We start from the raw sequence: 20,556 nt of genomic DNA, 5'->3' as shown, positions 1-20,556 counted from the left end.
CACATCAATACTCGATAGCGACTTCCTGCGCTCCCAAGCCCTGTTCCAGTGCGATTTTCAGCGCATCGGACGGCGCGACGCGCCAATCGTCGCCCAGTTGTAACACGCAGTCGATGCCTTGTGGTTTCACCCGCATGGAAACCGGCAATCCGTATTCATCGCGGTGCGGTCCCAGGATCTCGGCCAGCTTGGCCGACGGCACGGCCTTCGGCAGCGACAAACCAATCTGGCGGCCGAACTGGATGCGCGCGGCGGTGATGTTGTAGACCTTTTCCGCCGAGATGCGCAGGCCGCCCGAGAAGCGGTCTTCCGACACCTTGCCCGTCACGCACAGGAATTCGTCTTCCTTGAACATATGCTTGTTCGGTTCGAAGACTTCGTTGTAGACGGTGACTTCGACCACGGCAGTCTTGTCGTCCAGCGTGACAATCAGCAGCTTGCCGCGCTGGGTCATCTGGGTGCGGATACCGGAAATCACACCGCACATCATGCGCGGTTCGCGCGAAGGCTCGAGCTCGGACAGCTTGGTGCGCGCAAAGCGGCGCGCTTCCTGCTGGTAGGAGTCGAACATGTGGCCGGACAGGTAGTAGCCCAGCGCAATCTTTTCTTCCGCGAGCTTTTCGCGGTCGGTCCACGGTGTCGCCTGCACGTAATCCGGCGGCGCCACCAGGTCCGAATCGTCGCCGCCGAACAGGCTGACCTGGTTGGCCGACTTGGCTTCCTGGTCCGCGTATTCCATGGCGAAGCCCACGGAGGCAAACAGCACCGCACGGTCGACGCCGAAGCAGTCGAAGGCGCCGGAGCGGATCAGCGCTTCCACCGTACGGCGGTTGATCTGCTTCTTGTCCACGCGCTTGCAGAAGTCGAACAGGCTGGTGAACGGCCCGCCCGCCTCGCGCGCCGCGATGATCGCTTCAATCGCGTTCTGGCCTGCGCCTTTCACGCCGCCCATTCCGTAGCGGATCTTGGTCGCCTTCTTGCCCGGCTCGCCGTCCGGACGGAAGCGGTAGGAAGACTGGTTCACGTCCGGCGGCAGGATGGTCAAGCCGCAGACGTCGATCGAGTCCTCGACCAGGATCTTGACCTTCTCGGTATCATCCATGGCCAGCGACATGTTGGCTGCCATGAACGCTGCGGTGTGGTGATGCTTCAGGTAGGCGGTGTGATACGACAGCAGCGCATACGCGGCCGCGTGCGACTTGTTGAAGCCGTAGCCCGCGAACTTTTCCATCAAGTCGAAGATCTCGTCGGCCTTCTCGATGGTCAGGCCGCCCTCTTGCGCGCCCTTGCGGAAGATCTCGCGGTGCTCCGCCATTTCCTCGGCTTTTTTCTTACCCATCGCACGGCGCAGCATGTCCGCGCCACCCAGCGAATAGCCGCCGATGATCTGCGCCATCTGCATCACCTGTTCCTGGTAAACCATGATGCCGTAGGTTTCGGACAGGATGCCCTCGGTGCGGGGATCGGGATAGTCGAACTTTTCGCCGTGCTTGCGTTTGCAGAAGTCCGGGATCAGGTCCATCGGGCCCGGACGGTACAGCGCCACCAGCGCAATAATGTCTTCAAAGCGGTCGGGACGCGCATCTTTCAGCATGCCCTGCATGCCGCGCGATTCAAGCTGGAACACGGCGACGGTCTTCGCCTTGGTCAGCAATTCGTAGGTCGGGCGGTCGTTCAGCGGCAGCTTGGCCAGGTCGAAGTCCTTGGCCCCTTCCGGATCGAGGTCCTTGATGTAGTTGACCGCGCGGTCCAGGATGGTCAGCGTGGTCAGGCCCAAAAAGTCGAACTTCACCAGGCCGACGGCTTCCACGTCGTCCTTGTCATACTGCGACACCACGCCGGCGTCGCCGCCCTGGGTGTACAGCGGGCAGAAGTCGGTCAGCTTGCCCGGCGCGATCAGCACGCCGCCGGCGTGCATGCCGATGTTACGGGTAATGCCTTCCACCTGCTGCGCCAGGTCGAGCAGCTGGCGCACTTCCTCTTCGTTTTCCTGGCGCTCTTTCAGCAGCGGTTCTTCCTCGATCGCCTCCGCAATCGAGACCGGCTTGCCCGGCTTGAACGGGATCAGCTTCGACACGCCGTCGCAGAAGTTGTAGCCGAAGTCCATCACGCGGCCCACGTCGCGGATCGCGCCTTTCGCCGCCATGGTACCGAAGGTGGCGATCTGCGACACCGCATCGCGGCCGTACAGGTCCTTCACGTGCTGGATCACCAGCTCTCGTTTCTCCTGGCAGAAGTCGATGTCGAAGTCGGGCATCGAAATACGTTCTGGGTTCAGGAAACGCTCGAACAGCAGGTTGTACTTCAGCGGGTCCAGGTCGGTGATCTTCAGCGCATACGCCACCAGCGAGCCGGCACCGGAGCCGCGGCCCGGGCCGATCGGCACGCCGTTGTTCTTGCCCCACTGGATAAACTCCGCAACGATCAGGAAGTAGCCCGGGAACTTCATCTTGATGATGGTGTCGTTCTCGAACTTCAGGCGCGCCTCGTAGCGCGGGCGCTCCTTCTCCCGCTTCTCGGGATCGGGGAAGAGCTGGACCAGGCGTTCTTCCAGGCCTTTCTGGGTCTCGGCCACCAGGAATTCGTCGATCGACATGCCCGGCGTCGGGAAATTCGGCAGCTGCGGCTTGCCCAGGGTCAGCACCACGTTGCAGCGCTTGGCGATTTCCACCGAGTTTTGCAGCGCGGCCGGCAGGTCGTGGAACAGCTCCGCCATCTCCGCTTGCGTCAGGAAGCGCATCTGCTCGTTGAAGCGCTTGACGCGCTTGGCGTTGGCCAGCATTTCGCCTTCCGCGATACAGACGCGCGCTTCGTGGGCGATGTACTCGTCCTTGGACAGGAATTGCACGGGATGCGTTGCCACCACCGGCAAGCCAAGCTTGGCCGCCAGCGCGACCGACTGGCGCACCTGGACTTCCTGGTTGGCCTGGCCGGCGCGCTGGATCTCGACGTAGAAATGCCCGTTCGGGAAAATCTCGGCCCATTTGCGGGCGTTGGCCTCGGCCAGTTCCAGGTTGCCGTTGTCGATAGCCTGTCCGATGTCGCCGAAGTGGGCGCCGGACAGCGCAATCAGCGCATCGGCGCCGCTCTCGCCCGGCAGCAGTGCATATGCCTTGTTGGCCCGTTCGCGCAGCCACTCGGTGCGGATCTCGGCGCGTCCCTTGTACTGGTTGGTCAGCCATGCTTCCGACAGCAGTTCGCATAGCTGCAGGTAGCCCATGCGGTTCTTCGCGAACAGCATGAGGCGGTGCGGCTTGTCGCGGTTTTCGTCGTTGGTGATCCATGCATCGACCCCGACCACCGGCTTGATGCCCTTGCCGCGTGCCGCCTTGTAGAAACGCACCATGGCGAACATATTCGCCAGGTCGGTGATCGCCAGCGCGCCCTGCTTGTCCTTGACCGCCGCCTTGATCATGTCGTCGATGCGCACCAGGCCATCGACAATCGAATACTCGGTGTGCACGCGCAGGTGGACGAATCCTGGTCCCACGGGCGCGGCGGCTGGCGAGGCGTCTACTGGCTGGTCGATTGTTTCAATGCTCATGTGGCAGGCGGCTTTTTAGTCGAATATCCGCCTATTTTACCTGTTGAGCTGGCTCCACTGCTATCCACATTCCTGATGACTTCCAGGGCCTCGCGCATGGCACGCCGGCGTTTCCGCTGGCGCGACGGCACGAGATTGGCGACTTCTTTTCCATTCAGCGAGAGTGTGAAACTTTCGTCGATTTTCTTGTGCATTTTGCACCTCCATTCGACTTGTTGGTGCATTCAGTCTATCCCGCGCCATAATTGCTTACAAATGAGACGGTTGCTACCGTCCGGCAACGCTAGAATCACCTTACCAATCCACCCTGGAGCTGATGATGAAAATTGCAATTGCTGCCCTGCTGATGTCCGCCGCGCTGGTCGCCCATGCGGATGACACCGAGCAGTTGGCCAAGTCGAAAAGCTGCTTTGCCTGCCACGCGATGGCAAAAAAGCTGGTCGGACCGTCGTTCAAGGATGTCGCGGCTAAATATAAAAACGACAAGGGCGCCGAGGACAAGCTGATCCTGAAGATCCTGCAGGGCGGTTCCGGCACCTGGGGCGCCGTGCCCATGCCGCCCAACCAGGTGACCGATGCTGAAGCGCACCAGCTGGTGCGCTGGGTGCTGGCGCAGAAGTAAGCGCTAACCGAAGCGGCCTTCCACCGCCAGCGTGCCGCCAGTCCAGACCTGGTAGCTGCCGGCCGGTTCCAGCAGGCGCAATTCCGCAGCGGCGCCCAGTGGTATCGGCGCCTTGAAACGAGCCGTAATGGCCTTCAGGCGCCGGCTTTCCCGCTGTTCCAGCATGGCGGCCGCCTTGGCCACGGTATGCATGCCGTGGATGATCGGCGTTTTCATGCCAAGCAGGCGGGCCGACCATGGCCACAGGTGGATCGGGTTCCAGTCGCCGGAGACCGAGGCGTACTGCCGCCCTGCGTTGGCCGCGAGTGACCACTCACCTGCCGGCTGTCCGGCTGCCGGGGCCACTGCCGCGCTGCCGCGTTCCCCGCCAGCGGTTCGCCGCTTGCCCCGCACCGCCAGGTAGCGGCTGCGGCACTCAAAAATATCCTGTTCCTGCTGCTTGCCCATGGTGTGCAACTCACAATAACGTGCACCGTTTTCTGCCGGGGGTTCAATCGTCACGTTGGTCACAATTTCCATCGCCCGATCGCGATCGGGCGCCCTCAATTCGCGAATCTCGTTCTCGACATGGATCATGCCCGCCAGGCGGAACGGGAATTCCGCTCCCAGCATCGTGGCCAGATGCGCGCGCTGCGTCGGCAGATAATAAAAAGACAATGGCAACGCATCGGCTGCGAAGCCGAGCAAGGCGTTGTAACGCTTGATCTGGCGGTTATCCAAGCGTTCAAGCCGGAATGCGGTCCGAGGTATTTCCGGCGCACCAGCAGCGACCGGGCCTTTGAACAAGGCCCGCAGCAAAGTCGCCGCCCCAGCCTCAGGGAGTATTTGGAGCTGTGTCATGCGCGCCATTGTGCCTGACACCCAGGGTTACCGGAAGTACAAGCCCACCAGCAAAGCTACTGCCAGGCCGATCATCCACATCAGCTTCCTGTCCGTGTCTTTTCGCAGGCCATCGAGCTTTTGGTCGAGCCCCTGGCGCCAATCCTCAAGCTTATGGTCGTTCTCCTTGCGCCAGTCCTCAAGCTTGTGATCGTTTTCTTTGCGCCAGTCCTCAAGCTTGCGGTCGTTTTCCTTGCGCCAGTCCTCAAGCTTGCGTTCGTTTTCCTTGCGCCACTCTTCAAGCCGTTGATCCAGCTTTTCACTGAACCAGACCTTTAATGCAGCCATCTCTACAGTCAACTGCTGGCTTAACGATTGCAGACCGGTCGAAAGGTCTTGTACGTGCTTTTCCAATTTAACTATCCTTGCTTCATGATCCTCGTGCTCTGAATCAGGGGCTGCGTTTGGAAGTTCCATGATAGCCTCGATTTTTGTCGATCAGCGCTATGACGCGCTATCTTGCGTCGCAGGCCTGGCGACGCAACTCGTCGAGCCGGTTCAGGATATCCTTGCCGCGATACCCGACCTCCAACCTGGTCATGCTCGCCAAATACTCAATCAGGTGACGTTGGTTCGCAAAAAGATAATCAATATTTATCGACAACATCCTCAACTCATATGAGAGATCCCTCAGCTGTTTCTGTACGTCGGCCATGTCCTGGTTCATGATCTGCTCCTCAAGTCAGTAAGACGCGCAGATAGACAGGACGTGGCGCGGAAAGTTCCGTCTGCAGTGCCTAATATTTGAGCATGCCGCTGAGAGCGGCTATAATGTCGGCTGTTCCGGATTCAATCGATTACCAATCCCATGCAAGCAACCATTGAAAACGCGCCTGCAACACCTGGCGCGGCACCAGCCGTTTACGTCAACATCGCGGCCTACAAATTCATCACGCTGGATAAGCTGGACGAGCTGCGTCCGCAGTACCAGGACATCTGCGCCCGCCTGGGCCTGAAAGGCACCATCCTGCTGACCCCGGAAGGCATCAATATGTTCCTGTCCGGCACCCGCGCCAATATCGACGAGTACCTGGCCTGGGTGCGCAGCGATGCGCGCCTGGCAGACCTGGAAGTGAAGGAAAGCCTGTCCGCCGAGCAGTCGCACCGCCGTATGCTGGTGCGCATCAAGAAAGAAATCATCACCATGCGCCACCCGCTGATCCGTCCGGAAGACGGCCGCGCGCCGCATGTGAAAGCCAAAGACCTGAAGCGCTGGCTGGACCAGGGCCACGACGACAACGGCAAGCCGGTCGTCATGGTGGAAACCCGCAACGACTACGAAGTCGATGTCGGCACCTTCGACAACACCGTCGACTACCGCTTGACCAAGTTCACCGAATTCCCGGAAGTCATCGAGAAGCACAAGGCCGACTTCGAAGGCAAGACCGTGGTGACCTTCTGCACCGGCGGCATCCGCTGCGAAAAGGCCGCGATCCATATGCAGAACATCGGCTACGACAATGTGTACCAGCTGGAAGGCGGCATCCTGAAGTATTTCGAGGAAGTGGGCGGCGCCCACTACACCGGCGACTGCTTCGTGTTCGACTACCGCACCGCGCTCAATCCGCAGCTGGAACCGACTGAAACCAAGCAGTGCTTCGCCTGCCGTGCCGTGGTCACGCCACGCCAGCAGCTGGCGCCGGAATATGTGCCGGGGGTTTCGTGCCCGGCCTGCTTCGGCAAGCACTAAAAACAAAGGGCCCGTTCGACGGGCCCTTTTTCTTGCTGCTGGCGAAAGCTTAGCCTTTCGGCAGACCGCCCAGCAGGGCAGCAACCTTTTGCTTCGGCTTGGCCGGCGCGGCTGGCGCGGCGGCTGCCGGCGCGCCATTGCTGCGGGTCGGCTCGTACGGCTTCAGGAACCATGGATCGACCTTCTCGCGGCGCGGCAGTGGCGACGAGCCTTCGCGGCGCTCGCCGCTGCGCGGTGCGCGGTCAGCCTGGGTGCGGTCGCGGCGGCGGTCGCCGTGGCGCTCGTCGCTGCGGAAGCCGCCCGGCACAAAGCCGTCCAAGGTGCCGCGCGGGACGGTCTGCTTGATCAGCTTTTCGATGTCGGCCAGCAGACGTTCGTCCTTGTCCGAATAGATAGAGATCGCGTCGCCCGATGCGCCGGCGCGGCCGGTACGGCCGATACGGTGCACGTAGTCTTCCGCGTTGTATGGCAGGTCGAAGTTGATCACGCACGGCAGGTCGGAGATATCCAGGCCGCGCGCGGCCACGTCGGTAGCCACCAGCACATCGATCTCGCCCTTCTTGAATGCGTCCAGCGCCTGCATGCGTTCCTGCTGCGTCTTGTCGCCATGGATGGCGGCCGCCTTCATGCCTTCTGCCGCCAGGCCGCGCGCCAGGCGCGAGGCGCCGATCTTGGTGTTGGAGAAGACGATCACCTGCTTCAGCTCACGCTGGCGCAGGATGTGGGCGACGGCATCGCGCTTGTGGTCTTCGTTGACCTTGTAGACAACCTGGGTCACGCGTTCGGCGGTGGCGTTGGAGCGCGCCACTTCGATCGTGATCGGGTCGGTCAGGAAGCTGGACGCCAGCTTCTTGATCTCCGGCGAGAAGGTGGCCGAGAACATCAGGTTCTGGCGCTTCTTCGGCAGCAGGTTGATGATGCGCTGCAGGTCGGGCAGGAAGCCCATGTCCAGCATGCGGTCCGCTTCATCCATGACCAGCATCTGCACCTGGCCCAGCGAGATATTCTTCTGCTCCACGTGGTCCAGCAGGCGGCCAGGGGTAGCGATCACGATTTCCACGCCGCTGCGCAGCTTTTCAGTCTGCGGCTTCATGTCCATGCCGCCGAAGACGACGGTGGAACGCAGCGGGGTGTGCTTGCAATAAGCCGCCACGTTCTCGGCCACCTGCACCGCCAGTTCGCGGGTCGGCGCCAGCACCAGGGCGCGCACCGGGTGGCGCGCCGGGCTCATGGAGGTATTGGCGTGGGCCAGCAGCAGCTGGATGATCGGCAGGGAAAAACTGGCCGTCTTGCCGGTACCGGTCTGGGCGGCGCCCATCACGTCGCGACCCTGCAGCAGGATCGGGATCGCTTTCGCCTGGATCGGCGTCGGGTGCACATAGCCCTGGTCGGTCAGTGCGCGCTGGATTTCCGGCGCCAGGCCGAAATCGGCGAACTTTACTTGCTCAGGGGTGTTCTCAATGTCAGACATACAATTCTTAGAGGTTAACAGCGGCCAACCCCACATGATACCTGAGAACTGTGGTAAAGCGCATGGAATGGGGCTTGGCAACGGTAAATTATTGCTGAGACGGAAGCTATAATGACACTAAATGAATGCTATCGACGCCCGCGGCTGGCACTTGAGCCGCTATTTTTTGCTGCTGCTTTTGCTGACGGGCACTTTGCTCGCAGCGGCGGCCGATGCCGCTCCCTCCTTGCGCTTCCGCAAACTTGGGCCGCTCGGCAATGATGAACCATCAATGTTGTCGCTATTGCAAGATCAACGCGGCTTCATGTGGATCGGCACCCAATCTAACGGCCTTTACCGTTACGACGGCTACCGCGCTACCAAGTACCACAGCAAGGCCGGCGACAGCAGCAAGCTGCCGCATGACCGCGTGGCGGCCCTGTATGAAGACGGCAAGGGACGGCTGTGGGCAGGCACCCAGAACGGCCTGGCGCGTTTCAACGCGGACAGCAACGACTTCACCACCTTCCTGCCGGCCGATGCGCCCAGCAATGGCCGCATCATCAAGGCCATCGTTCCGGATGGGAAGGATGGCATGTGGCTGGCCACCTGGGGCGGCTTGCAGCATTTCGACCCGGCCAGCGGCAAGTTTACCGTGTATGTGCACGACCCGGCCCGCCCGGGCAGCCTGGGCGGCAATGACTTGAACGCTCTGGCGGTCGACGCCAAGGGCGCTGTGTGGACCGCCACCTGGCCCGGCGGCCTGGATGTGCTGCCGGCCGGCGCCAGCGAATTCGAACACCGCCGCGTCGACAAGGGCAGCGATCCCAACGCGCGCAGCAATATCGTGCGCGCGCTGCGCTTCGACCGCCACGGCATGCTATGGATCGGCACCGAAGGCGGGGTGCTGCGCTGGGATAGCAGCAAGCCCTGGGACAGCCGCGAAACCGTGGCCACCCCCGACAGCCGCATCACCAGCTTCTACGTCGACCGCGACGGCACGCTGTGGGCCACCACGCTGTCGGCCGGCCTGCTGCGCTGGGACGAGGCGGCGCAGCGTTTCGACCAGTACAGCCACAATAGCGACGACCCGTATTCGCTGCCGGGCGATAACCTGCGCGCCATGATGCAAGACCGCGGCGGCATGCTGTGGATCGCCTCTTTCACCGATGGCATCGCCCTGGTCAACCTGAGCAGCAGCGGCTTCACGCGCTACCTGCCCTACCGCCTGGATGGCCGCCACGGCCGCGCCAACAACGCCTTGCTGAGCCTGGAGAACGGCCCCAAGGGTACGGTCTGGATGGGCGGCAGCCTCGGCATGGGCCTGTTCGATCCGCAGCGCGGCGAAGTGCTGCGGCGCTACCAGGCCGACGACAAGCCGGGCTCGCTCAGCAACAATATCGTCTACAGCCTGTACCAGCAGCCGGAAGGCACATTGTGGGTCGGCACAGCCAATGGCTTGAACCGGCTGGACAAACCCGACGGCAAATTCAAGCTGATCCGCTTCGGCAATACCGCCAGCGACTTCATCAACACCATCGCTCCCGGCAAGGATGGCGTGTTGTGGCTGGGCACCGGCAACAGCCTGGTGCGCTACGACACGCAGCGCGAGCGCTCTACCCTGTTCTACCATGACCCGTTCAACCCGCACAGCCGCAGCGTGGGCGGCACCAGCGCCGTGCTGGAAGACAGCAAGGGCCGCGTCTGGATGGGTTCCGAATTCAATGGCGGCGGGCTCGACCTGCTGGACCCGGCCAGCGGCAAATTCCGCCACTTCCTCAACGGCGGCCCGGAGGGCATGATCGACGACAACGTCACCGCGCTGCACGAAGACGCCGCCGGCCACGTCTGGATCGGCACCTCGCGCGGCCTGCTGCAACTCGAGGAATTGCCCAACGGCGGGCTGCGCCTGCGTTCGCATGCCGCCGCCGTACAGCATCACAAGGTGCTGTCGATGCAGTCCGACGCCAGCGGTAAGCTGTGGCTCAGCACCCTGGCCGGCCTGTTCCGCCTGAACCCCAGCAACGGCTCGGCCCAGCTGTTCACCGTCGCCGACGGCATGACCGACGGCTTCACCGTCGGCGCCTCGGCGCCCGGCGCAGACGGCAAGCTGTATTTCGGCGGCGTGCACGGCATGACCGGCATCGACCCCGACCAGGTGCACAGCGCCTCGGTGCCGCCGCAAGTGGCGATCACCGACATCAAGCTGTTCAACCATTCGCTGAGCGAAGGCCGCTTCCGTGACCAGGCCCGGCTGGAAGGCCCGCTGACCGCGCCCAGCGGCCTGGTGCTGTCTTCGCAAGCGACCGCCTTCACCCTTGAATTCGCCGCCCTGCACTACACCGAACCCTCGCAGAACCGCTACGCCTACCGGCTGGAGGGCTTCGACCCCGACTGGCAGGAAACCGACGCCGAACGGCGCGTCGCCACCTACACCAATCTCGACCCTGGCCGCTATGTGTTCCGTGTGCGCGCCGCCAACCACCACGGCAGCTGGAGCGAAGAAGCGGCGACGCTCAACGTCACCATCACGCCGCCGTTCTGGCAGACCACCTGGTTCCGCGTCGGCGCCGCGGCCCTGGTGCTGGGCGGACTGTGGGGCCTGTACCGCTGGCGCATCCGGCGCCTGACGCGCCACCAGGCCGAGCTCGAGCAACTGGTGCACGCCCGCACCGCCGAGCTGGAAGAATCCAACCGCAAGCTCGAAGCGCTGAGCCAGACCGATGGCCTGACCGGCGTCGGCAACCGGCGCGGCTTCGACCTGGCGCTGGAGGCGGAATGGCGGCGCGCCCTGCGCACCGGCCAGCCGCTGGCGCTGTCGATGCTCGATGTCGACTACTTCAAGAAGTACAATGACCGTTATGGCCACCTGGCCGGCGACACCACGCTGCGCACCGTGGCGCACCTGATCACCGAACATGGGCGGCGCAGTTCCGACCTGGTAGCGCGCTATGGCGGCGAAGAATTCGCGCTGCTGTCGGTGGCGACACCGGGCGCCGACGCGATCGGCGTGGCGCAAACCATTTGCGACGAACTGGCGCGCCTCAAGCTGCCGCACGACGCCTCGCCGCTCGGCCACGTCACGATCAGCATCGGCGTCGCCGTCCTGGTGCCAAGCGAGAATGGCCGCCCGGAACAACTGGTACGCCTGGCCGACGAAGCGCTGTACCGCGCCAAACAGCGCGGCCGCAACCAGGCCCTGCTCGCAATGGAAGAATGATGCAAGCGCAAGACGACCCCAAGCCCCAGCCGCCGGCCGAACCCGGTCCGGACGACTGTTGCCACAGCGGCTGCACCTGGTGCGTGCTCGACCTCTACTACGAAGACCTCGAGCGCTACCGCACTGCCCTCGCCGCCTGGGAAAAGCGCCATGTGAGCGAACGTACAGATAAGAAAGTCCGCCGCCGCTAGCATCGGTGGCATGGAACAGCAGAGCCAATCATGGCTGGACAAGCTCGGGCCCGGCCTTATCTCCGGCGCCGCCGACGATGATCCCAGCGGCATCGCCACCTACTCCCAGGCCGGGGCCCAGTTCGGCTTCGGCATGCTCTGGCTCGGCCTGTTCACTTACCCGCTCATGGTCGGCATCCAGGAGACCAGCGCCCGCATCGGCCGCACCAGCGGGCGCGGGCTGGCGTCGAATATCCGGCGCTGTTTCCCGGCCTGGCTGCTGTATGCCATGGTCAGCCTGCTGCTGTTCGCCAACACCATCAATATCGCGGCCGACCTGGCTGCCATGGGCGACGCCCTGCACCTGGTGGCGGGTGGTCCGCCGCATTGGCATGCGCTGGGCTTCGGACTGCTGTCGGCCGCGCTGCAGGTCTTCATTCCTTACCAGCGCTATGCGCGCCTGCTGAAGTGGCTGACGCTGGCGCTGCTGGCCTACGCCGCCACCGTCCTGATGATCGACGTGCCGTGGCGCGAGGTGGTGAAATACACGTTCATGCCGCATATCACCTGGAACAAGGATTACCTGACCACCATGGTGGCGGTATTCGGCACCACCATCAGTCCTTACCTGTTCTTCTGGCAGGCCGCGCAGGAAGTCGAGGAGCTGCAGGCCGACCCGGAAGCGGAACCGCTGAAGCACGCGCCGCGCCAGGTGCAGCCGCAGCTGCGCCGCATCAAACTCGATACCGCGATCGGCATGGGATTTTCCAATCTCGTGGCCTGGTCGATCATGCTGACCACCGCCGTTACCCTGCACGCGCACGGCATCCTGCAGGTCGATTCATCGGCGCGCGCGGCGGAGACGCTGCGGCCGATCGCGGGCGAGCTGGCCTTTGCGCTGTTCGGGCTGGGCATCATCGGCACCGGCCTGCTGGCCATACCGGTGCTGGCCGGGTCGGCGGCGTATGCAATGGCGGGCGCCTTCAACTGGCGCAGCAGCCTGGAACTGGAACCGCAGGCGGCGCGCAAGTTCTACGCCATCATCACCGCCGCCACCCTGGCCGGCGTCGGCATCGGCTTCCTGCCGATGGACCCGATGCGGGCGCTGTACTGGAGCGCCGTGATCAACGGCGTGGTGGCGGTGCCGGTCATGGTGGTGACCATGCTGCTGTCCACCCGCCCCGGCGTCATGGGCAAGGTGACGCTGTCGCGCCGCCTGCGTTTCCTGGGCTGGTCCTGCACGGTGGTGATGGCGATTTGCGTACTGGCGATGTTCGCCAGCATGGTAAGCTAGCGCGCATGAACAAACGACACTTCCTGCTGGCCCTTGCGGCCACCATCGCCTTCCCCGCCCTGGCCCAGGAGGCCGGCCGCGAGCCCCGTCCATTCCCGCCGAACGCCAAGCGCGGCAGGATGACGCTCGGCTACGCGCCGGACATCATCATCGACGGCAAGCTGCGCCAGCTGTCGCCGGCCGCGCGCATCGTCAGCGAAGACAACCTGAGCGTGGTGCCGGGCTCCCTCAGCGAGAAGGACATTCCCGTCATCTACACGGAAGACATGAACGGCAATATCGACCGGGTCTGGATCCTGACGCCCGAAGAAGCGAACATGAAGGCGCCCTGAGGCACTACTTCAAGCTGTCGATAAAGGCCTGCACCGCCCCGGTATAAGCGCTGTCTGCACCCAGCTGCAGGTTGATTTCGCGGTGGCTCTTGGCCTCCTCCAGCACTTCGGCGCGGGCGCCGCCGGCCTTCATGCGCTGCGCGAAGGCGTTGGCCTGGCTGCAGGACGTTTCTCGCTGGCTGGAACATACCAGCAGCATCGGCTGCGCGCCGGGCTGCAAGGCATGCATCGGCGAGACCTTGCGCCAGAAGGCGGGGTCGCTGCCGAAGGCTTCGTCATACAGCCGCATGTGGCGGTGTTCCATGATCTCCGGCACGTCCAGCGCGCCGCTATCGAGCGCCACGGTGCCGAGCCAGCGGCTGCCCGCCGCCAGCGACGGCTGCGCCGAAATCAGCGCCACCAGGTGGGCGCCGGCCGAATGTCCCATCAAAATGAATCGTTGCGGATCGCCGCCCCAGCTGGCGGCTTTCGCCTGAGCGGCGGCCAGCGCCAGCGCGACGTCCTGCGCCTGCACGTAAGGATCGGCGTCGGGCAGCATGCGGTAATTGATGGTGACGAAGATGACTCCGCGCCCCGTGAAATACGGCGCCTTGTTTTCCACCACGGCCGTTTCGCCCTTGCCGCCGGTGCGCCAGCCGCCGCCGTGCACCATGAAGATGACGGGCGCGCTGGCCGCCGCCTGGGCCGGCAGGTAGACGTCCATGCGCTGGCGCGGGTCGCTGCCGTAGGAAATATCGCGCAGGACCTTGCCGGAAACGGTGGCTTCGCCCGCGCTGCGCGCCGCGCGCCGCTCCAGCAGCTTGTCGCGCAGGGGCCCGCAAGTGGCGGGGATGATGGTAGCGGCGCCAAGCACGATGGCCAGGACGCCGCCCAGAAATGGGTGCCGCATGCTGCCTCCTTTATGCGAGGCAGCGCGGGCCGCCTCAGATGTAATAGATTGCTGCTGCGAGGCCGATGATAAGGCCAAATTTGGTGATTTTGTAGAGGGTCTTGTTCCAGGCCTTGAAGGCGCGGCGGTATTTGCCGGCGTAGAAGGAAACACGGAACAGCTTCGACACCATGCCGACCTGGTCGCCCTGCTCATTGGGCGAGGCGGCGGCGGTCATCATGGTGCGGCCGAGGAAGCGGTTGACCGCCTGCGCCCAGCGGTAGCGCATCGGGCGTTCCACGTCGCAGAACAGGATGATGCGGTCGCTCTCGGAACCGTTGATGGCCCAGTGGATATAGGTTTCGTCGAAGATCACGCCCTGGCCGTCGCGCCAGCTATGGCGTTCGCCGTCGACGTCGATGAAGCAGCGGTCGTCGTTCGGCGTAGCCAGGCCCAGGTGGTAGCGCAGCGAACCGGCGAAGGGGTCGCGGTGCGGATTGAGCTTGCCGCCCGGCGGCAGCTCGGCGAACATGGCGGCCTTCACCGACGGGATCGCCGCCAGCAGCGCATAGGTCTGCGGGCACAGTTCCTGCGCCGATGGGTGGCTGGCGTTGTACCATTTCAGGTAGAAGCGCTTCCAGCCGTTCTTGAAGAAGGAATTGAAACCGGCGTCGTCGTTCTTTTCCGAGGCCTTGATCTTCTGCAGGCGCAGCAGGTTTTCCGCTTCGGCCCGGATCACTTCCCAGTTTTCCTCCAGCGGCTTGAGTTCCTTGAAGGTGTCAACCGGCAGGTAGGGCGTGGACGGCACGCGCGAGAACCAGTGCATGAAGATATTGATCGGCGCCATGAACGACGAGTGGTCGAACAGCTGGCGCCCGATCGGCAGGCGCACCTTGCCGCGCCAGTGGATATGCACGACGGACAGGATGTAGAAAACGACAACAGCCCATTTCATTGCGAAACCTCGGAAAGATCCAAACCTGCGATTTTACCTTAGTCCGCGCAGTCGCCAGATGCGTGTTTTCCAACAATGCCAGCCTGCTAAGCGCTACGCCATAAGGCCAGCGCCTCCTGCGCCACCAGGTCCGGGCGCTCCTCCGGCCAGAACAATTTGCTGCCCTCGATGCGGCGCACGCCCTTGCTGTTGCCGAAGGCCTGCTCCAGGTAGTCGGCGCCGCGCGGCAGGAAGATGGTGTCGGCCATGCCCCACAAGACGCGCACCGGCGCCGTGCTGGCTTGCAGCGCGGGCTTGATGCCGTACAGGGCGTTTCGCTCCAGGGCGGTGATATAGGCGTGCAGGCGCTGCGGATGGTCGACCAGGGGCCGCAGATAGGTCTCGAACACTTCATCCGCCAGTGCGGACGGACGGGCGTAGCAGGCCCCGCCCAAGGCGTCGGCGGCACGCGCCTTGTCCTTATCGGCCAGCCATGGCGCCAGCCATTCCTCGGCGAAACTGCCTTTCTTGGCCAGCGCGATCACCGGCAGCATGGCAGGCGGCGGGCTGTCGACTTCCGTGTCGCAATTGGCCAACAGCAGGCTGCGCACGCGCTCCGGGTGCAGCACCAGCAGCAGTTGCGCCACGGCGCCGCCGCTGTCGCTGGCCACTACGTCGACCTTGTCCACGCCCAGCTTGTCGAGCAGTTCGGCCAGCATGGCGACCTGGCCTTCCGGATCGAGGCTGGCGCCGGGCGCCGGCTCGCTGTAGCCCAGGCCAAGGAAGTCGGGCGCGATGCAGCGGCGATGCGGCGCCAGGCGCGCTACGGCGCCGCGCCACTGGAAGCTGTTCAGCGGCAGCCCATGCAGGAACAGCGCGGCTTGCGGGCCGGCGCCGCGCTGCACTACCGCCACGCGTCCCATGCTGGTCGCTACGAAGCGGCGGACGGCGCGCCAGTCGCGCGCATCGCGGGCCGCTTCGGCGCGCAACGCCGCATCCTGGCGCTGCAACTCATTGCCTTGTACGGCACTGGCCGCAAGCCGCGCTGCACCGGCCACGCGCGCAGCGCTTGCCCCGGCCGCAGCCAACGCAGAAGCAAAACCCAATTTCAATAAGTTCCGGCGATTCATGCGCATCTCCTTGATGAGAGGTTTTCGATGGTTTGCATGATCGGTGCACCGGGACCCGGAATCAATGACCTCGGAGGTCATGGAAGTGCGGCGCAAATCCTTGCTAATATCGCCACATGAACGACAATCTTGCCCCCATTGCCCACGTCGGCGCGCTGCTGCGCGAGTGGCGCGCCGCCCGCCGCCTGAGCCAGATGGACCTGGCGCTGGACGCCGGCCTCTCCACCCGCCACCTGAGTTGCATCGAGACCGGCAAGGCGCAGCCCAGCCGCGACATCCTGGCCCGCATCGCCGACACGCTGGAAATGAGCCTGCGCGAGCGCAACGCGCTGCTGGTGGCGGCCGGCTATGCCCCGCGCTACACGGAATCGGCGCTGGCCAATCCCGAACTGGCGCCGATGCGGCGCGCCATCGAGGCGATGCTGAAGCAGCAGGAACCGTACCCGTCCTTCCTGCTGAACCGGCACTGGGATATCGTGATGGCCAATGACGCCGCCGTGCGCATGAATCGCTGGCTGCTGGGAGGGCGCGACAGCCCGCACCGCAATATGCTGCACCATGTCTTCGACCCGCAGGATTTACGCAGCGTGCTGGTGAACTGGGAAGAGATCGCAGGCCATTTGCTGGCCCACCTGCACAAGCTGGTCGCCAGTACACCCAGCGACAGCAAGGCGCGCGCGTTACTGGAGGAAGTGCTGGCCTATCGGGGCGTGCCACAGCAATGGCGCCAGCGCGACCTGCGCGCAGCGCCGGCCTTGCTGATGGAATCGGTGTTTGAGCGCGATGGCCAGCGGGTGGCCTTCTTCTCCACCATCACCACCTTCGGCACGCCACGCGATGTGACGCTGGAAGAACTGCACATCGAATCGTGCTTCCCGGCCGATGAGGCCAGCGCGGCGTTCTGCCGCTCACTTTCGGATACGCGATGAACGACTATATCCTTTTCATGCATGACGATGCAGTGGAGCGCGCGATCGCCGACGACGGCGCGCGCTGGGGGCAATATCTTGCAGCCTTGCGCGCTTCGGGACAGTTCGATGGCGGCAGCGCGATCGGGGCAGGCATCCTTGCCGGCAAAGGCCGCAGCGACAAGCCTGCCGCAGCCAACGTCACCGGCTACCTGCGCGTGCGCGCCGAAAGCCTGGAAGCCGCCAAACGCTTCCTGCACGGGAACCCGGTCTACGAAGCTGGCGGCACTGTCGAAGTCCGCGAACTCCCCAAGACTTGATCAGCGTCGAACGCGCCGCAACGCCATGGCGAGAAAACCAGTGGCAAACAGCAGCGGCGCCGACGGCTCGGGAACTGTCGACGTCGTAGCTTCAAAATCGCCATACCACTGCTCAAATCCGGTCAAGCGCGGGTTATTCACGTCAGACACCTCCAGAACATCCCATTGCGTGAAAAACACCTGCTTCGTGAACATCCCCGCGCTCCAGATTCGATTGACGAACTCGTTGTCGATCACCGTGGCTGGAGCGATTCCTGCCCCTTCATACCAGAACTGGTAATTGGTATTCAGCGTCGATTGATAAGTTCCAGTTTGGTCGATATTGGTTTCAACCTTGGTTTGCACAAAAGAGAACGTTCCGAAGTAATTCCCATCGTTGCCCACGCTAAGCTCTGTATAAAACTCACTTCCCATCGGCACATCTGTCTTCAAGCGCGATCTGAATTCAGTCTCATATGGCGACACGAGGCCGGAGAAATCGCCTTCATAAAAACATCGCGAATACTTCAACCCCATGCGGATACTGGACCGGCAGCTAGGCAGGTGATGCATATTGAGTGGCTTGAGGCTGGACGCCAGCGTGCCTTCGAATGGAATCGCTGGGCGGCCGTCATCCTCGTCATATTGATTCACATGCGATGCGCTGCTGACTTTGATGGTGGCCAGGATTCCGGCGTGTGCCGGGAAGGCGGCTACGGCGAGCAGGGCCGCATAAACCGCGTGCAGGAAGAGTCTTGAGCGCATGCTTATTTTCAAAAAAGATAAAAATATCAAATAAGCAATTTTCATGCCGGAAATTTTCCCTGCGAAGAATCAACAGCTTGCGATTGCGACGTGACGGAAATGTAAAGATTTCCGACATTTTGGCTGACTCTGCCCCGCCTGCTCAGGCAAAAAGCGCTTCCGGGAGCCCCTGTGCACCTGGACGAAGCAGGAGGACGGCGCCGGGCCAGCCGTGCGCGCCAGCCGTGCCGGGGTCGATGGAAGTGACCAGCAAGGTGGACAAATCAGGGCCGCCGAAGCTGCACATGGAGGGTTTGGCGAAAGGCAGCGCGATTTCGCGGTCGAGTACCCCGGCCGGGGTGTAGCGCTGCAGCAGGCCGCCATCGTTGGCGCAGCTCCAGTAACAGCCGTCGGCATCGACTGCGGCGCCGTCGGGGCGGCCTTTCTGCGCGCCGAGGTCGAGGAAGACGCGCTTGTTGTGCGGGCTGCCGCTGGCGATGTCGTAATCGAAAGCCCACACCATGCGCCGCTGCGGATGCGAGTCGGACAGGTACATCACGTCGCCGCGCGGCGAGAAGGCGGTGCCGTTCTGCGTCAGCATGCCGGTAACAAAAGGCCTGGACAGGCCTTCGCCGGTGGTGAAACGGTACAAGTTGCCCACTGCGCGTTCGGCCGCCATGTCCATGAACATGGTGCCGGCCCAGAAGCGGCCCTGCCGGTCGCAGCGGCCGTCGTTGAAGCGCATGCCTTCGCCCAGTTCCGAGGCCGGCGGTGCGGCCAGCCTTTCGGCCGACACGCTGCCGTCTTCGTGTAAAGCGAGATGGAAGATGCCGCTTTCCATGCCGGCGATCAAACCGCCGCGCGCGGCGGGCGAAATGCAGGCCGCCATCTCCGGCACTTGCCAGTAGCGGGTTGCGCCGCTGGCGCAGTCCAGGCGCCAGACGCGCCGCGCCGGTATATCGACCCAATACCAGGCGCCCTCTCCTGCATGCCAGGTCGGGCTTTCGCCGGTCTTGCAGTGAACTCCGCTGACTTTTTCCATCACAGGTCCGTGATTTCCTTGTGGGCCGGCACCAGCGCCTTCATGATGCACCATGCGCTCAGGTAGGCCAGCGCGCAGAAGGTGAACATGATCATGTAGCCGGTCTGGATATGGCCCAGCGCGCCGTAGTAGTCGAACAGCTTGCCGGCCACCTTGGTGATCAGGACGCCGCCGAGGCCACCGGCCATGCCGCCGATGCCGACCACCGAGCCGACGCTGTGCTTCGGGAACATATCGGACACGGTGGTGAACAGGTTGGCCGACCAGGCCTGGTGCGCGGAGGCGCCAATGCCGATCAGGATCACCGGCACCCAGATGCCCAGGTAGCCAAGAGGCTGCGCCAGCAGCACCGCCAGCGGGAACACCGCGATGGTGAGCATGGCGCGCATGCGGCCGTGGTAGACGCTGGCGCCGCGATTGATGAAGAAGGTGGGGAACCAGCCACCGCCAATGGAGCCGAACATGGTCATCGAATACAGCACCGCGAGCGGCATCACCATTTCGGTGCCCGATACGCCGTACTGCGCCGACATGAACTTGGGCAGCCAGAAAAGGAAGAACCACCACACGCCGTCGGTCATGAACTTACCGATGGTGAAGGCCCAGGTCTGGCGGTAGGACAGCAGCTTGAACCAGGATGCCTTGCGCGGCGCCCCGCCAGCGGCGGCCGGCGCAGCGGGCGCTTCGGCGTCGCTGTTGATGTAATCGAGTTCCGCGCGCGACAGGCGTTTCTGCCTGGCGGGCGTTTCGTAGAACACCAGCCAGAAGCCCATCCACACGAATCCAATGGCGCCGATGATGATGAAGGCAGCCTGCCAGCCCCACACTTCGGCGATCACCGGCACCGTGATCGGCGCCAGGATGGCGCCGATATTGGCGCCGGAGTTGAAGATGCCGGTGGCGAAGGAGCGTTCCTTCTTCGGGAAGTATTCCGCAGTGGCTTTGATGGCGGCCGGGAAGTTGCCCGCTTCGCCCAGCGCCAGCACGGCGCGGCCGACCATGAAGCCGGCCACCGAAACCGGCACGGCAGCGATGCCGACGGCGGCCAGGAGATTCGAAACGGTAGTGCCGACAGAGACCGAATAGGCGTGCAGCACGGCGCCCAGGGACCATACGACGATCGCCAGCACGAAGGCGCGGCGGGTGCCCATCTTGTCGATCACGCGGCCGGCGAACAGCATCGCGATGGCGTACACGAACTGGAAGACGGCGGCGATATTGGCGTAGTCGGTGTTGGACCAGCCGAACTCCTTCGACAGCGAAGGCGCCAGCAGCGACAGCACCTGGCGGTCGAGGTAGTTGATGGTGGTGGCGAAGAACAGCAGGCCACAGATGGTCCAGCGGTATTTACCGATGGCGGCTGCCGGTTCGGCTGCGAGGCCGGCGGCTTGCGGGTTGGGCTGATTCATGGTTTCTTTTAAAAGCTAAAG

At 63.5% G+C, this 20,556-nt stretch carries 20 protein-coding genes; 8 read left to right on the top strand and 12 right to left on the bottom strand.

Translation table 11 applies throughout. From position 1 onward, the window contains the following. Positions 1-4: 4 nt before the first annotated feature. Complete coding sequence (dnaE, locus tag GM658_RS07645) at positions 5-3,544, bottom strand: DNA polymerase III subunit alpha (RefSeq protein WP_155453405.1); 3,540 nt, start codon at positions 3,542-3,544, stop codon at positions 5-7. Next, a complete protein-coding gene (locus tag GM658_RS07640; RefSeq protein ID WP_155453404.1) occupies positions 3,541-3,738 on the bottom strand; it encodes a hypothetical protein in 198 nt (65 codons plus the stop codon). Before GM658_RS07640 ends, dnaE begins: the two co-directional genes overlap by 4 nt. Before the next feature lie 122 nt (positions 3,739-3,860). Between GM658_RS07640 and GM658_RS07635 the strand changes: the two genes are divergently transcribed. Further along, the gene (locus GM658_RS07635) at positions 3,861-4,166 is read left to right on the top strand and encodes a c-type cytochrome (protein ID WP_155453403.1); all 306 of its coding nucleotides are present in this window, start codon (positions 3,861-3,863) and stop codon (positions 4,164-4,166) included. Between the two features lie 3 nt (positions 4,167-4,169). Here the strand turns inward: GM658_RS07635 and GM658_RS07630 are convergent, their stop codons facing one another. Genes GM658_RS07630 through GM658_RS07620 form a run of 3 tightly spaced genes read right to left on the bottom strand, consistent with a single transcriptional unit; the run spans position 4,170 to position 5,712 of the window. Then, on the bottom strand, positions 4,170-5,006 hold the full coding sequence (locus GM658_RS07630; RefSeq protein WP_170298719.1) for a MaoC/PaaZ C-terminal domain-containing protein: 837 nt from the start codon (positions 5,004-5,006) through the stop codon (positions 4,170-4,172). A 27-nt stretch (positions 5,007-5,033) separates the two neighbouring features. Beyond that, a complete protein-coding gene (locus GM658_RS07625; RefSeq protein ID WP_155453401.1) occupies positions 5,034-5,462 on the bottom strand; it encodes a hypothetical protein in 429 nt (142 codons plus the stop codon). A 37-nt stretch (positions 5,463-5,499) separates the two neighbouring features. Next, positions 5,500-5,712 (bottom strand): hypothetical protein, encoded by a 213-nt coding sequence (locus GM658_RS07620; protein ID WP_155453400.1) that lies wholly within the window; start codon positions 5,710-5,712, stop codon positions 5,500-5,502. A gap of 141 nt (positions 5,713-5,853) precedes the next feature. Here GM658_RS07620 and GM658_RS07615 point away from each other — a divergent pair, with 141 nt between their 5' ends. Beyond that, positions 5,854-6,735: a sulfurtransferase gene (locus tag GM658_RS07615; RefSeq protein ID WP_155453399.1), complete on the top strand. Its 882-nt coding sequence runs from the start codon at positions 5,854-5,856 to the stop codon at positions 6,733-6,735. Positions 6,736-6,784: 49 nt separating this feature from the next. Here GM658_RS07615 and GM658_RS07610 read toward each other — a convergent pair whose 3' ends face one another. Next, positions 6,785-8,206 carry a DEAD/DEAH box helicase gene (locus GM658_RS07610; RefSeq protein WP_229416798.1) on the bottom strand — a complete coding sequence of 474 codons (1,422 nt, stop codon included), beginning with the start codon at positions 8,204-8,206 and terminating at the stop codon, positions 6,785-6,787. Positions 8,207-8,327: 121 nt separating this feature from the next. Here GM658_RS07610 and GM658_RS07605 point away from each other — a divergent pair, with 121 nt between their 5' ends. The 4 genes from GM658_RS07605 to GM658_RS07590 are packed head-to-tail and all read left to right on the top strand — an operon-like array spanning position 8,328 to position 13,201. Continuing rightward, entirely contained in the window at positions 8,328-11,405 is a 3,078-nt protein-coding gene (locus GM658_RS07605) for a diguanylate cyclase (protein ID WP_155453397.1), read from the top strand. Further along, positions 11,402-11,596 carry an oxidoreductase-like domain-containing protein gene (locus GM658_RS07600; protein WP_155453396.1) on the top strand — a complete coding sequence of 65 codons (195 nt, stop codon included), beginning with the start codon at positions 11,402-11,404 and terminating at the stop codon, positions 11,594-11,596. Before GM658_RS07605 ends, GM658_RS07600 begins: the two co-directional genes overlap by 4 nt. A 10-nt stretch (positions 11,597-11,606) precedes the next feature. After that, positions 11,607-12,869, top strand: a complete 1,263-nt coding sequence (locus tag GM658_RS07595) for an NRAMP family divalent metal transporter (RefSeq protein ID WP_155453395.1) — start codon at positions 11,607-11,609, stop codon at positions 12,867-12,869. 5 nt (positions 12,870-12,874) lie between these two features. Beyond that, positions 12,875-13,201 (top strand): hypothetical protein, encoded by a 327-nt coding sequence (locus GM658_RS07590; protein ID WP_155453394.1) that lies wholly within the window; start codon positions 12,875-12,877, stop codon positions 13,199-13,201. A 4-nt stretch (positions 13,202-13,205) separates the two neighbouring features. Here GM658_RS07590 and GM658_RS07585 read toward each other — a convergent pair whose 3' ends face one another. From GM658_RS07585 to GM658_RS07575, 3 genes are all read right to left on the bottom strand, one after another. Further along, positions 13,206-14,090 (bottom strand): alpha/beta hydrolase, encoded by an 885-nt coding sequence (locus GM658_RS07585; protein WP_155453393.1) that lies wholly within the window; start codon positions 14,088-14,090, stop codon positions 13,206-13,208. Between the two features lie 34 nt (positions 14,091-14,124). After that, a complete protein-coding gene (lpxO, locus tag GM658_RS07580) occupies positions 14,125-15,024 on the bottom strand; it encodes a lipid A hydroxylase LpxO (RefSeq protein ID WP_155453392.1) in 900 nt (299 codons plus the stop codon). Between the two features lie 86 nt (positions 15,025-15,110). Further along, positions 15,111-16,133, bottom strand: a complete 1,023-nt coding sequence (locus GM658_RS07575) for an alpha/beta fold hydrolase (RefSeq protein WP_155453391.1) — start codon at positions 16,131-16,133, stop codon at positions 15,111-15,113. A 116-nt stretch (positions 16,134-16,249) separates the two neighbouring features. Here GM658_RS07575 and GM658_RS07570 point away from each other — a divergent pair, with 116 nt between their 5' ends. Next, positions 16,250-17,062, top strand: coding sequence for a helix-turn-helix domain-containing protein (locus tag GM658_RS07570; RefSeq protein WP_155453390.1), 813 nt, complete (start codon positions 16,250-16,252; stop codon positions 17,060-17,062). Beyond that, positions 17,059-17,361, top strand: a complete 303-nt coding sequence (locus tag GM658_RS07565) for a YciI family protein (protein WP_155453389.1) — start codon at positions 17,059-17,061, stop codon at positions 17,359-17,361. The genes GM658_RS07570 and GM658_RS07565 overlap by 4 nt, the downstream gene beginning before the upstream one ends. Here the strand turns inward: GM658_RS07565 and GM658_RS07560 are convergent, their stop codons facing one another. The 3 genes from GM658_RS07560 to GM658_RS07550 form a co-directional block, all read right to left on the bottom strand. Beyond that, entirely contained in the window at positions 17,362-18,150 is a 789-nt protein-coding gene (locus GM658_RS07560; protein ID WP_155453388.1) for a PEP-CTERM sorting domain-containing protein, read from the bottom strand. 97 nt (positions 18,151-18,247) lie between these two features. Then, complete coding sequence (locus GM658_RS07555; protein WP_155453387.1) at positions 18,248-19,126, bottom strand: SMP-30/gluconolactonase/LRE family protein; 879 nt, start codon at positions 19,124-19,126, stop codon at positions 18,248-18,250. Then, positions 19,126-20,535, bottom strand: coding sequence for an MFS transporter (locus tag GM658_RS07550; protein WP_155453386.1), 1,410 nt, complete (start codon positions 20,533-20,535; stop codon positions 19,126-19,128). The genes GM658_RS07555 and GM658_RS07550 overlap by 1 nt, the downstream gene beginning before the upstream one ends. Positions 20,536-20,556 lie beyond the last annotated feature (21 nt).

The organism is Massilia eburnea (assembly GCF_009720745.1).
Lineage (GTDB): Bacteria > Pseudomonadota > Gammaproteobacteria > Burkholderiales > Burkholderiaceae_D > Rugamonas > Rugamonas eburnea.
This window is presented reverse-complemented; position numbering and strand designations above follow the sequence as displayed.

Excerpts from the sequence above, each read along its gene's own strand:
- dnaE (WP_155453405.1), bottom strand. The coding sequence starts at position 3,544 with ATGAGCATTGAAACAATCGACCAGCCAGTAGACGCCTCGCCAGCCGCC.
- GM658_RS07640 (WP_155453404.1), bottom strand. The coding sequence starts at position 3,738 with ATGCACAAGAAAATCGACGAAAGTTTCACACTCTCGCTGAATGGAAAA.
- GM658_RS07635 (WP_155453403.1), top strand. The coding sequence starts at position 3,861 with ATGATGAAAATTGCAATTGCTGCCCTGCTGATGTCCGCCGCGCTGGTC.
- GM658_RS07630 (WP_170298719.1), bottom strand. The coding sequence starts at position 5,006 with ATGACACAGCTCCAAATACTCCCTGAGGCTGGGGCGGCGACTTTGCTG.
- GM658_RS07625 (WP_155453401.1), bottom strand. The coding sequence starts at position 5,462 with ATGGAACTTCCAAACGCAGCCCCTGATTCAGAGCACGAGGATCATGAA.
- GM658_RS07620 (WP_155453400.1), bottom strand. The coding sequence starts at position 5,712 with ATGAACCAGGACATGGCCGACGTACAGAAACAGCTGAGGGATCTCTCA.
- GM658_RS07615 (WP_155453399.1), top strand. The coding sequence starts at position 5,854 with ATGCAAGCAACCATTGAAAACGCGCCTGCAACACCTGGCGCGGCACCA.
- GM658_RS07610 (WP_229416798.1), bottom strand. The coding sequence starts at position 8,206 with ATGTCTGACATTGAGAACACCCCTGAGCAAGTAAAGTTCGCCGATTTC.
- GM658_RS07605 (WP_155453397.1), top strand. The coding sequence starts at position 8,328 with ATGAATGCTATCGACGCCCGCGGCTGGCACTTGAGCCGCTATTTTTTG.
- GM658_RS07600 (WP_155453396.1), top strand. The coding sequence starts at position 11,402 with ATGATGCAAGCGCAAGACGACCCCAAGCCCCAGCCGCCGGCCGAACCC.
- GM658_RS07595 (WP_155453395.1), top strand. The coding sequence starts at position 11,607 with ATGGAACAGCAGAGCCAATCATGGCTGGACAAGCTCGGGCCCGGCCTT.
- GM658_RS07590 (WP_155453394.1), top strand. The coding sequence starts at position 12,875 with ATGAACAAACGACACTTCCTGCTGGCCCTTGCGGCCACCATCGCCTTC.
- GM658_RS07585 (WP_155453393.1), bottom strand. The coding sequence starts at position 14,090 with ATGCGGCACCCATTTCTGGGCGGCGTCCTGGCCATCGTGCTTGGCGCC.
- lpxO (WP_155453392.1), bottom strand. The coding sequence starts at position 15,024 with ATGAAATGGGCTGTTGTCGTTTTCTACATCCTGTCCGTCGTGCATATC.
- GM658_RS07575 (WP_155453391.1), bottom strand. The coding sequence starts at position 16,133 with ATGAATCGCCGGAACTTATTGAAATTGGGTTTTGCTTCTGCGTTGGCT.
- GM658_RS07570 (WP_155453390.1), top strand. The coding sequence starts at position 16,250 with ATGAACGACAATCTTGCCCCCATTGCCCACGTCGGCGCGCTGCTGCGC.
- GM658_RS07565 (WP_155453389.1), top strand. The coding sequence starts at position 17,059 with ATGAACGACTATATCCTTTTCATGCATGACGATGCAGTGGAGCGCGCG.
- GM658_RS07560 (WP_155453388.1), bottom strand. The coding sequence starts at position 18,150 with ATGAAAATTGCTTATTTGATATTTTTATCTTTTTTGAAAATAAGCATG.
- GM658_RS07555 (WP_155453387.1), bottom strand. The coding sequence starts at position 19,126 with ATGGAAAAAGTCAGCGGAGTTCACTGCAAGACCGGCGAAAGCCCGACC.
- GM658_RS07550 (WP_155453386.1), bottom strand. The coding sequence starts at position 20,535 with ATGAATCAGCCCAACCCGCAAGCCGCCGGCCTCGCAGCCGAACCGGCA.